We start from the raw sequence: 13,845 nt of genomic DNA, 5'->3' as shown, positions 1-13,845 counted from the left end.
TCGCTTCTTTTGCACTTATCACCCTAGTTTCGCGACAACGGTCATATGTCGGCCAGGGTGGTCGATGTGCCCGAGGCGGCGACCGGGGTATCGTAATGTGGGATGGCAGCCATGGGGCGGAAGCGGACATCGGGCGCTGCTGCTTTTGTGGGAGGGGCTTTAGCCGCGATTGTGCCTGTCTAGGCGTGAAGAGCTCGCGGCTAAAGCCCCTCCCACAAGTTACGCGAACGTCCGCTCTCGTCTTTGAGCGACCACTCAGCCCAATCGCTCGGATACGACATTTGATCTGTGACGCTACACTAGCTCACACCTGCTCGCCAGAGCCCCTGAACTGAACGAAAGCTTCGAGCAGACGGCGTACCCGCAGCAGATCTTCGAGCGTATCGATGTCTGTGAGGATGCCCGGATCATCGAGTGGCAGTTGCAGCGCGCGTCCCGCAGCACGGTAACGCTGCACGACGGATGCCCCGCCCGCCTCGCCGCTGAGCACAGCCAGCTCGTCGAAGCACTCGCGAGCGAACCCCACCGGATGGCCTTTGGCGCCATCGAAGACCGGCACCACCACGGGACTGTCCGCCAGGGCAGCAGCCACACTGCGGATGCTTTGCGCGGTCACCAATGGCAGATCGCCCGGCAGCACCAGCCACCCCGAAGCACCTGCGGTAGCCCGCACGCCTTCGGCAATCGAATCGGCCATGCCATCACCACGGGCGCTGTGTACCACGTGAACGGCGAGCCCTGAGCGTTCGACCGCCGCCAGCACATGGTCGAGAACCGGCTTGCCGTGCAGATCGGCCTGCAGCTTGCTCACTGCGCCACCAGAAGCACGGAAGCGCGAGCCGCGACCCGCCGCCAGAACGATCACCACAGGAGCGTGCGAAACCATGCCTACACCGCGCCCCGGTCGATGCCGTTGGCGACCCTGAGCACATCGGCCATGGTCGCCAGGGCGATTTCAGCCGGTGACTTGCTGCCCAGTTGCAAGCCGATCGGAGCGTGAATTCGCTGCATCTGCTCAGGCGTCAGCCCGCCCAGGCGTGCCAAACGCTCCATACGTTTACCGCTGGTGCGCTGCGAACCCATGGCGCCGATGTAGAAGGCCTCGGTACGTACTGCTTCGATAAGCGTCAGGTCGTCCATACGCGGATCATGGGTCAGGGCCAGTACCGCAGTGGCGCGGTGGGCGCCCTGCTCGGCGATGAAACGGGCCGGCAGCAGTTCGAGTACCTGCATGCCTGGCAGGGTCACTTCGGCGATCACCTCGGGACGCGGATCGCAGAGAATCACCTCGTAACCGAGCGACATCGCGAAGCTGGCGCAGAACTCGGCGACCGGTGACCAGCCTGCCAGGATCACCCGTAGCACGGCGCCGACCCGGATCGACACATGTTCCTCGCCGCGCTGAATCCTCGCATCGCTCATGCTGGCTGGCCGACACTCACCGACCCCATTGCCCAGCGGCACGTCGCGGATCAGCAACTCGCCGCCACCAAGGGCATGCTCGACCTGCACCAGCATCGCCTCGGCAGCCGCGCCCGATTCGATGTACTCGACCAGCACATCGAGCACGCCGCCACAGGGCAACGCACGGGTTGGCGTCAATCCGCCCTCGCCGTAGCGCACCACCTGATTGCGGGTAGCGAACGAGCCGCTGGCCACCCGCTCGAGAAAATCTTCTTCTACGCAGCCGCCAGACAGCGACCCGCAGAATGAACCGTTAGGCAACGCCACCAACATCGCACCCGGCGCGCGGGGAGCAGAACCAAAGGTCGACAGCACGGTGCACAACCAGATCGGTTGCCCCTCTGCCAACCAGGCACGAGCCTGCTGAATTACCTGCAGGTCAAGTTGCTTCATCAACACCACCTCGCCACCTCAACCCAGGCAACGCAGGCCACTCGTTTGACGGCCTGCGCTCGTTCACGCCCCCGATTACCGGGTGGCCATCAATTTTTCCTTGGTGATCGGCAGGCTGCGAATACGCTGCCCGGTGGCGTGGTAGACCGCGTTGGCGACGGCGGCTGCGAGCCCCGTCACGCCGATCTCGCCAATGCCCCGTGCGCCGAATTCGCCAAGCTGGTAATCCGGATAGTCGAGCAGCAGCACATCGATATCCGGCTGGTCGCCATGCACGGGCACCATGTACTCGGCGAAGTTGTTGTTCACCGGCAAGCCATTGCGCGGGTCGTACTCGGCCGCCTCGAACAGCGCCATGCCGATGCCCATGATGATCGCGCCCTCGACCTGATTGCGCGCCGCCAGCGGGTTGACCACCTTGCCCACGTCGATGGCGCTGACCACCCGTGCAACGCGCAGACGCGAGATGCCTGGATCCCAGCGCACTTCGACGAAGTGCACGCCAAAGGAGCGGAAGGAGTACTTGTCGTTCTCCGAGGCACCGCTGTGGTAGGTCGCCTCTGCCCGTGACAGGCGCTGGCGGGTCAGTACATCGGCAAAGCTGGCGTTCACGCCGCCTTTGCTCAGCTGTCCGCTTGCACCCAGTTCCAGGCTCTGTGGATCCTGGCCGGCGAAGGGGCCATTGTTCATCACCGCGTACTCGCGCAACTTGTCCAGCGCCTGGCGAGTCGCGCCGGCGACGGCAGGCATCAGGCTGGCAGTCACCCAGGAGCCACCGGACAGGGCGCCAGGCGGGAACGACGAGTTGCCCAATTGCACCTCGACACGATCCATCGGCAAGCCAGTCAATTCGGCGACGGTCTGCGCGATGATGGTGTAGGTGCCGGTGCCGATGTCTTGCAAGCCGCACTGCACCAGCGCGCGACCATCGGCGCGGAGGATTACCCGCGCATCGGTGGCGACCTGAAAGGCCTCCCAGTTGCAGGCGCCCACGCCGTAGCCGATCAGCTCGTCGCCTTCGCGCATGGCGCCGACGGCAGCATTACGCTGATGCCAGCCAAAGCGCTCGGCAGCCTTCTCGATGGCTTCCGGCAGGTGATTGCTGAACCACGGCAAGTCAGTGCTTTCATCTTTGCTGGCCAGGTTCTTCTGGCGGAACACCAGCGGGTCGACGCCACTGGCCAGGGCGATCTCGTCGATAGCCGACTCCAGGGCGAACAGCCCGGGTGCCGCGCCGGGTGCTCGCATGGAGGTTGGCGTGCCGCGATTCACCTGGCCCATGCTGTGGCTGACCAGCACGTTCGGGCAGGAATACAGGCTCTTGGTCACCCCGCCGCAGGTCTCGGTGTAGTTATCCAGGGTCGAGGTGCTGTTGTAGGACTCGTGACGGATGGACAGCAACTTGCCTTCGCCATCGGTAGCCAGGCGCATCCGCTGGCGGGTTTCCGGGCGATGGCCAACGGTGGTGAACATCTGCTCGCGCGGCAACATCAGTTGCACCGGCCGCTTGGTGACCCTGGCAGCCGCGCAGGCGGCGATGGAGTGAGGCCAGGGCCACAGCTTGGCGCCGAAACCGGAGCCGATGTAGGGCGCCAGCACCTTGACCTGATCGGTGGACAGATCGAAGACATTGGCCAGCACGTTGCGGTGGTTGACCACCCCCTGGCTGCTTTCGTAGACGAACAGACGACCATCACGCCAGTGGGCGGTGGTGGCGTGCATTTCCATGGGATTGTGGGTTTCCACCGGCGTGGTGTAGGTCACGTCGATGCGGTGCGCAGCCTGCTGAAACCCCGCTTCGGGATCGCCACGCTCGTGGCCACCACCACCGGCACGCGCACCACGGGTACGCAGCGCATCCTGCAGGCTGTTGATCGACTCGTCCGCCTGGTAATCGACGTTCACCTGATAGGCGGCCGCCCTCGCCTGCTCGAAACTCTCGGCCACCACCAGGGCTACGAACTGCCCTGGATAGTAGACCCGGTCGTCCTCGAAGGGCAGCCGGTGCTCATCCACCTTGCTGGCGGTGAGGATGTTCTTGATCAGGTTCTTGGCGCCACTGGGCGTGCGATGCAGGCGAGGGAAATTGCCGTGGTGCAGCACCTCGACGACACCGGGCATACGCCGCGCCTGCTCGTCGTGAACCACCACTATCCGCCCACTGGAAATGCTGCTGTAAACGCCATAGGCGTAAAGCTGACCGTCCAGATGATGATCCGCGGCATACAACGCCGCGCCACTGACCTTCTGACGACCTTCTACGCGTCGCTGGGCGACGCCGATGATTTTATCGCTCATGAATAAGCTCCTGAAGAGCCTTTTCACGATCTAGCGAGCTAGAGCCATACAAGGCAAAAATAAGCGAGGAAGCGGAGTTTACGGCTGTAAATGAGCATTCCGAGCTTGTTTTTAACGCAGTAGGGCCGACGCGCAGCAGATCGTGAATAGGGTCTAAGTCGTAAGGTCGCGCAGGTTGCGCATAACCACCTGCTGCCCCAGTGGAATCTTGAAAGCGTTGTGCTCGTAAGCCCGCGCCCCTTTCACCGCCAGTTCCGCCACCCGGGCGAAGGTCTCCGGGGTGGCCCGCTGACCAATCAGCGCCCGCTCGGCCTCGGTAGCGCGCCACGGCTTGCTGCCCAGCCCACCCAGAGCGACGCGTGCGTCGGCGATGCGCTGCCCGTCGAGCACCACAATGATCGCGCTGGAAGCCAGGGCGAATTGATAAGAGGCGCGGTCGCGCAGCTTGAGATAGGCGGAGCGGCTGCCGGCAAGCGGCGCGTCCAGGGTCACGTGGGTGATCAGCTCACCGCGCTCCAGCGCATGCTCGCGCCACGGCGTTTCTCCAGGCAGCAGGTGGAAGTCGCCGAACGGGATTTGTCGCTCGCCAGCGGCGCCGCGAACGGTGACCTGTGCGCCGATGGCAGCGATGGCCACGCACATGTCCGACGGGTGCGTGGCAATGCAGTGCTCGCTGGTTCCCAGCACCGCGTGCACGCTGCGATTCAAGCCGCCGATGGCCGCGCAACCCGAACCCGGCTCACGCTTGTTGCAGGCTGAGGTACCGTCGCGGAAGTAATTGCAGCGCACCCGCTGCATGACGTTGCCGGCGGTGGTCGCCTTGTTGCGCAACTGCGTCGAGGCACCGGCCAGAAGGGCCTGGGACAGCACGGGATAGTGCTCGCGCACCAGCGGGTGATTGGCCAGATCGGTATTGCTGACCAGCGCGCCGACGCGCAGCCGGCCATCGGCCAGGCGCTCGACCTGCTTCAGTTGCAGGTGGTTGATGTCGACGATCTGCTCGGGCTTCATCACGTCCAGCTTGACCAGATCGAGCAGCGTGGTGCCGCCTGCCAGATAAGAGCGCGGTTCGTCACCAGTCATCGAACCGACGGCGTGTGCGGGCGACTCGGCACGCACGAAATTGAAAGTACGCATCAGACCATCCCTCCCATCTTCGACCGCGCGGACTGCACCGCGCTGAGGATGTTCTTGTAGGCGCCGCAGCGACAGATGTTGCCGCTCATGGCTTCGCGAACGCTGGCGTCGTCACTGGGGATGTTCGGATCCTTGAGAATCGCCACGGCGCTCATGATCTGCCCGGACGTGCAGTAGCCGCACTGATAGGCGTCGTGCTCCCAGAAGGCTTCCTGTACCGGGTGCAGGGTATCGCCCTGGGCCAGGCCTTCGATGGTGGTGATGCTGTCGCCGTCATGCTGCACCGCGAGGGACAGGCAGGAATTGATCGCCACGTCATTGACCAGCAGGGTGCAGGCGCCGCATTGACCGTAATCACAGCCCTTCTTGGTGCCGGTCAGTTGCAGGCGGTCACGCAATACATCCAGCAATACCGCATTGGCCGGCACGTTCAGCGTGTGCACCTGACCATTCACGACCAGCCGAATACGCTGCTCGCCGACGCCGGGTGCCGATTTGTCCTCGATACCGGGTACCGCATTCTGGACGGTCGCCAGGGCGCTGTCGGGAATCAGGCCGGAGAGCGTCGCCGCCGCGATGCCCGAGGCACCGAATTTGAGAAAGCTGCGGCGCGTCGGCGATACCGCCATTGCGGCCGGATCCACTTCAACCACCGGGTTCTGCAAGGTGTTCTGGTCTTTCATCACGGTAACCTCAAGGTCGTTCAAGTTGGCGAGCTGCTGAACATCGGCGGCTGCCACGACTCATTTCGTTTTATTGCCACTGCACCAGTGCATTGAACTTGGTAGCTGCGGCTCTCATTTCGGTTCACTGTTTTTAGTCAGGGAATAGTCTGCATGGCAAAGTTCGTCGTTCACTCGGGTAAAGAACAGCACGAGGTACCGCGATTGATCCATTCAACAGATAACAGGCATTCGCGAATAAGAACACATCCGTACTTAAAGGATCGATAGACAAACGGCTGCTGACGCTAGCAGCTATCGGCCACAGTGATTAGTAGCGAAATACTGCAAAACCTAATGAGCGGGGCTCATGAATAGACTACAAGTAACTGGACAGTGGTTATTCAGGTAATAACGGGGAGAGAAATTTCATTTTTTGACACATGAAGATGCAACTGCACTTTAAGTTCATCAGCGACTGATAAATTTTCTTCAGAGGCAAACTTGCCTATTCCAATCCAAACCAAGAGTTTCAGGCGACCCCGTATTTCCGGCCGAATGTTGAAGTGTTTATCAGGAGTGATTATCAAGTTTAGAAAGTTACTTGAAGTGACCTAACGCCTAGATGAAAAAACTATGGCGCTACGCACTCAGGAAGGGTTACACCAGCATGAAGCCAAGTAAGGTAAGGCAGTAATGCAGGCATCAAACAATCAGGGCTGTCTCGCAGCCCTGATGAGGCAGCAAGTTACACGTACGCCTGGCGAGCAGCACCGCGTGGCAGCCGGTTGCGACCGGGAATCTGCTCCAGCTTCTGCTGCCATGCGGCCCGCACGCTCAGCGCAGCTTTAGCCTCAGGTTGCTTGGCCGGAGCCTTGGCGGCGCGAGCAGCGGCACGTAGCTCGGCCAGGGTTGGCGTGCGGTTGGCTGCCGCGGCTGGGGCAGCCTCCTTTTCGAGCGAGCGAAGGCAGAGTTTGCAGGAAACCTGCGCCTGATCCTGAGTAGCGCTGAGGCTCGCACCAGTGCGGCCACAAGCGACAATATCCGGGGCAGGCGAGTAGTGAATGGCCAACGTGACATCTCCAGCAGTAAAACGGGGGCGGCGATTCTACCTATCCACCAACCTTTCTGTGCAGTCACCTGAGAGAAGTCTTGTGTAACGAGACAGCCGCGAGGCCTTGCAGCCGTTACTGGAAGCGATCAAACCGGCTGAATGCCGGCCTGGGGTGCTTTTTCAGCGGTCATCGCCGCGCATATGGCGAGGAGCTGATTGACCGTCCACGGTTTGGGGATCACCGCCACGTTCAAACCTTCGAAATCGGTCGTCCCTTCCAGGAAGCCGGAAGAGATGATGATCGGCATATCTGGGAAGCGATCGCGAATCAGGTGGGCGAGAAAGATACCGTCGATATCGCCAGGCATGCTGAAGTCGGTCAACACCATCTGTACCTGCCCGTCGCTGCTGGACAGGAACTCCCAGGCGTCGTCGGCACAGGGGAAAGCTTTCACCTGATGACCTTCGTCTTCGAAGATCTCCACGAGGAGCTCTCTGATCGAGCGTTCGTCTTCGGCTATGACTATCAGTGGCATCGCATGAACCCGGGCAGTAGGAGTCAGGCTCTGACCAGCGGCCATGAGCAAGATTTCATAAATATCCGCGCCCTGCCGACTGGCGGCAACGCAGCCAGCCATGACACTGCCTGCAGGCCAGGCAGCGTCCGCACGACCGTCATCCCAGGCGGAAACGGTTCACCAGTTTCTGCTGGTGCTCGGCCAGCCGCGCCAGCTCCAGGCTGGTGGCTGCGGTCTGCTCGGCACCGGAGCTGACCTGGATGGCGACATCGTTGATCTCGACCACGTTACGGTTGATGTCCTCGGCGACCGCACTCTGCTCTTCGGCAGCCGTGGCGATCTGCATGTTGCGGTCGTTGATCCCGGCGACGCCGGCGGCAATATCGGCCAGCAGGTCACCTGCGCGCTCGATGTTGGCCGCACCTGCGCGCGCCTTGCCGAGGGTTTCCTCCATCGAATGGGTGGCGAGATCCGAGCCTTTCTGCAGATTGGCGATCATCTCCTGGATATTGCCGGTGGACTCCTGGGTCTTCTGTGCCAGGGTACGGACTTCGGAGGCGACCACCGCGAAGCCGCGACCGTGATCGCCGGCCCGCGCCGCTTCAATGGCCGCGTTGAGAGCCAGCAGGTTGGTTTGATCGGCAATCCCGCGGATCACGTCGAGCACGCCAGAGATCGAATCACTTTCCTGTTTCAGATCGCCGATTATCCGCGCGGTCTCATCCGCTTGGGTGGACAGTTCGCGGATGACCTCCACGGTACGCTCGATTTCCTGGCGGCCCTGGGTGGTACTGAGGTTCACCTGACGGGACATTTGCGCAGCATCGCTGGTGCTCTGCGCCACGTCGCGAACCGTCGCGCTCATCTCGTTGATGGCGGTCACCACCAACTCGGTGCCTTGGCGCTGACGCTCCAGGCTGTTGCTGGTCTGCAGGGTCACCGCCGAGGACTCTTCCGCTGCGGTGGCCACCTGGGCGGTGGCGGAGCCAATCTCGCGCACGATCTGCGCCAGCTCTTCAGCCATGCGGTTGAGGTTACGGGTTATTTCGCCGAATTCGTCTTTGCCCTGATAGGTCGAGCGTGCGGTCAAGTCTCGCTGGGAAAGGGCCAGTAGCGCGGTGTTCGCCTCGCGCACGGCGAAGTTGATGTTGCTGATGATCAAATAGGACAGCACGGTCACCACCGCCAGCGCGGCCAGCACGCCAATCACCGTCATCCACAGCACGCCGGCGGCCTTGTCACGCGCCTGGGCGGCCAGGATGCCGACCCTCTGACCCAGCTCGGTCTCCACTTCGCCCATCAGGTCGATGCGGCTGGTGGAAGTCTGGAACCAGTCGGTAGACTTGACGCCCAGCGACTGACCAAGCGGCGTGTCGAAGGCCAGCTTCTGCAACCGGGCGACTTCCACGGCACTGGGCTGCTGCATCTTCTCGTCGAGCTTGCGCACGAAATCCGCCGAGGCGTTGCGGCGGAAGCCTTCGGAGTAAGCAGTGAACTCGCCCAGGTTGCGGCTGAAGGTGGAGAGCAGATCGGCGTCGAAACGATCCTGATTGAACACCACGCCGAGCATGGCGCGCTCACGCCCGGCCCGCTCCTTCATCTCGATGAACTGGGTGAGCGACGACAGTACGCGGGCCAGCGATGGATCGTCGACGCTGCGCTCGAGGCCGTGGGTGTAGCCGATCAGCGTGCGGATGATCGCGGTATAACGCGCCCCCGACTCACGGTTGTCGATCGCCAGTTTGTCGATCTGCCCGCGAGTCGCATCCAGGCCGCTCAACGCGGCAAGGGCTTCGTCGAGCTGATCAGCCGCGCTGCCGGACAGCGCGCGCACTTCGCCCAGCGCCGTGTCGGTCTGCCCACGCATGCGCAGCAAGACGTCCTGCATATTTTTGCCCTGGCTACCCAGAAAAATCCCGCTGGCGCCCCGCTCGCGTTGCAACACGGTAATCAACTGACTGACTTTCTGAGCGGCGGCGCTGGCCTCCTGGGTTCGATCCATCTCCTGCAAGGTCTGGTAACTGCTGGCGACCTGCAATGCAGCGAGCCAGAGAAACCCAAACAGCGGGCACGCGAGTATCAGTAAGAGCTTGCGACTCAACGGGATATTTCTGAGCACGGGGTATCACCTATTCCATGGACTTCGGCAGATTCAATTACCAAGGGAAAAAGATTGTCTGTCGTCGTGCTTATGTACTGCGGCACGTTAAACAGCGAAAGCGCATCCATATGCGGCACGAAGGCATGTCAAGGGACGACTCTTGATCGGCCCAAAGCGAGCATTCTTTAGGGAAAACCAGACAAAGAGGAGGCTTACGCGCTACGGCGACCGTCACTTGGTTGGCCTAGAGGCAAGCTATTCAATCCGCTCCTGCCGCTCTTCCGGCAAGTGCGTATCCACCTGCAGCCAGGGCAATCGGCTCTGGACCCAGATATGCCGATCCGCAGGCGCCTGTTCCGGGTGATCCAGCGTCGCGATGGTCACATCCATCGACTGCGGACTCAGGGTGGTGAGTAAAGCCAAATGCGCACCACAGGTTGGGCAGAAATACCGTGTGCAGGTCGCTGACGAGGCGTAGCGCGCGGGCTCGCCCTGCAGCCAGGTGAAGTGCTGTAGCGGCACGGTGATCCAGGTGACCAGAATGCCGCCGGTGCTGCGCCGACAGATCGAGCAGTGGCAATGGGCGATATCGCTCAAAGGCGCCTGGAACTGATAACGCAATGCGCCACATTGGCAGCCACCGCTATGTAGATCGCTCATCGTTCTCTCCTGAAGCCTGTTGATATCCAGCTCGCATCTGGCTTGCCTGATCGTGCGGCACTGGCGAAGATGCACGCTCACCACCACCGGGGGCTCCCGTGACCGAACTGCTTCTGGCCCTCTGGCCACTCTTCGCACTGATCGTTGCCGGTTATGAACTGCGCCGTCGCGGTTTTCCCAGTGAAGCCTTTTGGCCCGGGGCCGAGCGCCTCAATTACTTCATTTTATTCCCCGCCCTGCTGTTCAACAGCCTGGCCACTGCGCCGCTGGACAACCCGCAGTTACCCAGGCTGGCGCTGGCCGTGCTGCTTGGTCTGGGCATAGCCTGGCTGGCACTGCTGATCGTACGCCGCCTGCGCGGCTGGCCGGCGTCGCGCTTCGGTGCTTTCAGCCAGGGCATTCTGCGTTTCAACACCTATCTGGGTCTGGCGGCGGTGGGCAGTTTGTTTGGCCAGCCAGGCTTGACCCTGGCCGCGCTGATGCTGGCGTTGATGGTGCCGACGGTCAATGTGCTGTCGGTGTGGTCGCTGACCGCCGAGCGTGGCGTCAGCGCACGCGGCCTGCTACTGCCGATCATCCGCAACCCGCTGATCCTCGCCTGCTTCGCTGGCGCCCTGGTCAATCTCAGCGGCCTCGGTTTGCCGGGCGGCAGTGGCCGCCTGCTCAGCCTGCTCGCCGCCGCCAGCCTGCCGCTGGGTTTGCTGTGCGTTGGCGCGGCACTCAAGCCGGAGCAACTGGGTGGCGAAATCCCCGCTTTGACCTGGAATAGCCTGCTGCGCCTGCTACTGATGCCGCTGCTGGCATTCTCCGTCGCTTACGCGCTGCAACTACCGGTGATGGAGAGCACCGTACTGGTACTGTTCTTCGCCCTGCCCACCGCACCGACCGCTTATGTGCTGACTCGCCAGTTGGGCGGCGATGCCAACCTGATGGCCGGCATCATCACGCTGCAACATCTACTCGCCGCGGCCTCCCTGGTCGCCACGCTCTATCTACTCGAGCGAATGCTGTAGCCCACGGCTGGCGGGGCTCACGGGCCCGCGCCGGTTTATGTAGCCGCGGCGAAACATCCAGCAATTATCTGAGTTCGGCGAAAGCTGGCTGAAAGCTTTGTGCTCTAGCATCCGCTCACTGACCGACATAGATCGGTCGATGAGCTGCCGCCAGAGAGGCCCGCAGCTGCCGTCAACAAGAATAAAACAGGTAATTAACCATGCTCCGCCCTCGCTCTCCACGCCTTCTCCACCCCCTCCGTTCGCCTCGTCGCTAACGCTGACCGCCTTTTCGCACCGTAGCCGAATCACGTCCGGAGAATCTCCATGCTGACTTTCCTTGGCTTTGCCATGGTTTCGACTTTCATGTACCTGATCATGAGCAAACGCCTGTCGGCGCTCATCGCTCTGATCATCATCCCGATCATCTTCGCCCTGATCGGTGGCTTCGCCCCCCAGATCGGCCCGATGATGCTCGAAGGCATCAGCAAGCTCGCGCCTACCGGCGTGATGCTGATGTTCGCCATCCTCTACTTCGCCATCATGATCGACTCGGGCCTGTTCGATCCGCCCGTGCGCCTGATCCTCAAGCTGGTCAAGGGTGACCCGCTGAAGGTCGCTGTCGGTACCGTGGCCCTGGCACTGATCGTTTCCCTGGACGGCGACGGCTCGACCACCTACATGATCTGCGTAGGCGCCATGCTGCCGCTGTACAGCCGTCTGAAGATGAGCCCGACCATCATGGCCGGCCTGATCATCATGGCCGGCGGCATCATGAACATGACCCCGTGGGGCGGCCCGACCGCTCGCGCAGCCAGCGCCCTGCACGTCGACCCATCGGACGTCTTCGTGCCGATGATTCCGGGCATGATCGTTGGTGCCATCGTGCTGTTCGGCGTGGCTTACTACTATGGTCTGCGTGAACGCAAGCGCCTGGGCGTGCTGCAACTGCCGGAAGGCAAGATCACCCAGGACGAGATCAGCGTTTCGCAGTTCCCGGAAGCTCGTCGTCCGAAGCTGATTCTGATCAACGCCCTCCTCACCGTGATTCTGATGACCACGCTGATCGCCGGCCTGCTGCCGATGCCCGTGCTGTTCATGATCGCCTTCAGCATCGCGATGATCATCAACTACCCGTGCCTGCAGCAGCAGAAGGATCGTATCTCTGCCCACGCCGGCAACGTCCTGGCGGTAGTCGGCCTGATCTTCGCCGCGGGCATCTTCACCGGCATCCTCACCGGTACCGGCATGGTCGACGCCATGTCGAAAAGCCTGCTGGCCGTGATCCCCGATGCAATGGGCCCACACCTGGCGGTGATCACCGCACTGGTGAGCCTGCCGTTCACCTTCTTCATGTCCAACGACGCCTTCTATTACGGCATCCTGCCGGTGCTCAACCAGGCGGCGTCGGGCTACGGCATCAGCGCCGTGGAGATGGCCCGGGCGTCGATCGTTGGCCAGCCGGTGCACTTGCTCAGCCCGCTGGTACCGTCGACCTATCTGTTGATCGGCCTGGCGAAGATCGAATTCGGTGATCTGCAGCGCTTCACCCTGAAATGGGCGGTACTGATCTGCATGGCCATCCTGGCTGCAGCCCTGGTGCTGGGCGTGTTTCCGCTATTCGGTAGCTGATCCGCACACATTTTGACGAAATCTTCACACGACTGGCGCTAAAATTCGGCACCCTGGCCGCGTTTTCGCGCCAGTCGTCCACTCACTTGCAAGGAACATCTAATGGAATGGCTGACCAACCCGGAAATCTGGGTTGCCTTCTTGACTCTGACTGCCCTGGAAATCGTTCTGGGCATCGACAACATCATCATGATCGCAATTCTGGTCAGCCGCATGCCGCAGCACCTGCAAGCGCGCACCCGCTTCTTCGGCCTGGCCCTGGCCATGGTCACGCGCATCCTGCTGCTGCTCTCCATTACCTGGATCATGCGCCTGACCGCAGATCTGTTCTTCATCTTCGGCCAGGGTATCTCCGGCCGTGACCTGATCCTGTTCTTCGGTGGCCTGTTCCTGCTCTGGAAGAGCAGCAGCGAGATCTATCACAGCCTGGAAGGCGAAGAAGAGAATGTGGAAGCGCCAAAAGGTGCGGCCAAGCACTTCATCGGCACCATCATTCAGATCGCCATCATCGACATCGTGTTCTCGCTGGACTCGGTGATCACCGCCGTCGGCATGGTTTCCCACGTACCGGTCATGGTCGCGGCCATCGTCGTTGCCGTCATCGTGATGATGATCTGCGCCGGCACCATCAGCGACTTCATCGAGAAACACCCGAGCCTGAAGATTCTCGCCCTGTCGTTCCTCATCGTGGTCGGCACCGTGCTGATCGCCGAGAGCTTCGAAGTCCACGTACCGAAAGGCTACGTCTACTTCGCCATGGCCTTCTCGCTGGGTGTCGAAGCGTTGAACATCCGCCTGCGTGGCGCCCGCCGCCGCGCAGAAGGCAAGGACGACGTAGACCCGGTGAAACTGCGCAAGGACGTTCCTGGGCAGTAATAGCAACAGCTAAAAACAACGGGGCCTAATCAGGCCCCTTTGTTTATGGGCGCGCAAA

Annotated in this window: 12 protein-coding genes; 3 read left to right on the top strand and 9 right to left on the bottom strand. The window is 61.7% G+C overall.

All coding sequences use genetic code 11. From position 1 onward, the window contains the following. Positions 1-304: 304 nt before the first annotated feature. The 9 genes from ACZ0AI_RS22795 to ACZ0AI_RS22755 form a co-directional block, all read right to left on the bottom strand. Positions 305-886, bottom strand: coding sequence for a nucleotidyltransferase family protein (locus ACZ0AI_RS22795; protein ID WP_463563806.1), 582 nt, complete (start codon positions 884-886; stop codon positions 305-307). A gap of 2 nt (positions 887-888) precedes the next feature. Then, the gene (locus tag ACZ0AI_RS22790; RefSeq protein WP_463563805.1) at positions 889-1,857 is read right to left on the bottom strand and encodes an XdhC family protein; all 969 of its coding nucleotides are present in this window, start codon (positions 1,855-1,857) and stop codon (positions 889-891) included. 75 nt (positions 1,858-1,932) lie between these two features. Continuing rightward, positions 1,933-4,155, bottom strand: coding sequence for a xanthine dehydrogenase family protein molybdopterin-binding subunit (locus ACZ0AI_RS22785; protein ID WP_463563804.1), 2,223 nt, complete (start codon positions 4,153-4,155; stop codon positions 1,933-1,935). Positions 4,156-4,308: 153 nt separating this feature from the next. After that, on the bottom strand, positions 4,309-5,292 hold the full coding sequence (locus ACZ0AI_RS22780) for an FAD binding domain-containing protein (protein ID WP_463563803.1): 984 nt from the start codon (positions 5,290-5,292) through the stop codon (positions 4,309-4,311). Beyond that, positions 5,292-5,921 (bottom strand): (2Fe-2S)-binding protein, encoded by a 630-nt coding sequence (locus ACZ0AI_RS22775; protein WP_463566006.1) that lies wholly within the window; start codon positions 5,919-5,921, stop codon positions 5,292-5,294. Before ACZ0AI_RS22775 ends, ACZ0AI_RS22780 begins: the two co-directional genes overlap by 1 nt. Positions 5,922-6,702: 781 nt before the next feature. Next, positions 6,703-7,026 (bottom strand): hypothetical protein, encoded by a 324-nt coding sequence (locus ACZ0AI_RS22770; protein ID WP_463563802.1) that lies wholly within the window; start codon positions 7,024-7,026, stop codon positions 6,703-6,705. A 128-nt stretch (positions 7,027-7,154) separates the two neighbouring features. Next, positions 7,155-7,544 (bottom strand): response regulator, encoded by a 390-nt coding sequence (locus ACZ0AI_RS22765; RefSeq protein ID WP_463563801.1) that lies wholly within the window; start codon positions 7,542-7,544, stop codon positions 7,155-7,157. A 139-nt stretch (positions 7,545-7,683) separates the two neighbouring features. Next, a complete protein-coding gene (locus ACZ0AI_RS22760) occupies positions 7,684-9,591 on the bottom strand; it encodes a methyl-accepting chemotaxis protein (RefSeq protein WP_463566005.1) in 1,908 nt (635 codons plus the stop codon). Positions 9,592-9,882: 291 nt separating this feature from the next. Further along, entirely contained in the window at positions 9,883-10,287 is a 405-nt protein-coding gene (locus tag ACZ0AI_RS22755) for a GFA family protein (RefSeq protein ID WP_463563800.1), read from the bottom strand. Between the two features lie 98 nt (positions 10,288-10,385). On the opposite strand from ACZ0AI_RS22755, the gene ACZ0AI_RS22750 reads away from it, so the two are divergent. The 3 genes from ACZ0AI_RS22750 (at position 10,386) to ACZ0AI_RS22740 (ending at position 13,787) form a co-directional block, all read left to right on the top strand. Further along, positions 10,386-11,300, top strand: a complete 915-nt coding sequence (locus ACZ0AI_RS22750) for an AEC family transporter (protein WP_463563799.1) — start codon at positions 10,386-10,388, stop codon at positions 11,298-11,300. A 306-nt stretch (positions 11,301-11,606) separates the two neighbouring features. Next, a complete protein-coding gene (locus ACZ0AI_RS22745; RefSeq protein ID WP_463563798.1) occupies positions 11,607-12,911 on the top strand; it encodes a CitMHS family transporter in 1,305 nt (434 codons plus the stop codon). Positions 12,912-13,013: 102 nt separating this feature from the next. Beyond that, the gene (locus tag ACZ0AI_RS22740) at positions 13,014-13,787 is read left to right on the top strand and encodes a TerC family protein (protein WP_225834899.1); all 774 of its coding nucleotides are present in this window, start codon (positions 13,014-13,016) and stop codon (positions 13,785-13,787) included. The last annotated feature ends 58 nt before the right edge of the window (positions 13,788-13,845 follow it).

It is taken from the genome of Pseudomonas sp. AC355 (genome assembly GCF_979258205.1).
This window is presented reverse-complemented; position numbering and strand designations above follow the sequence as displayed.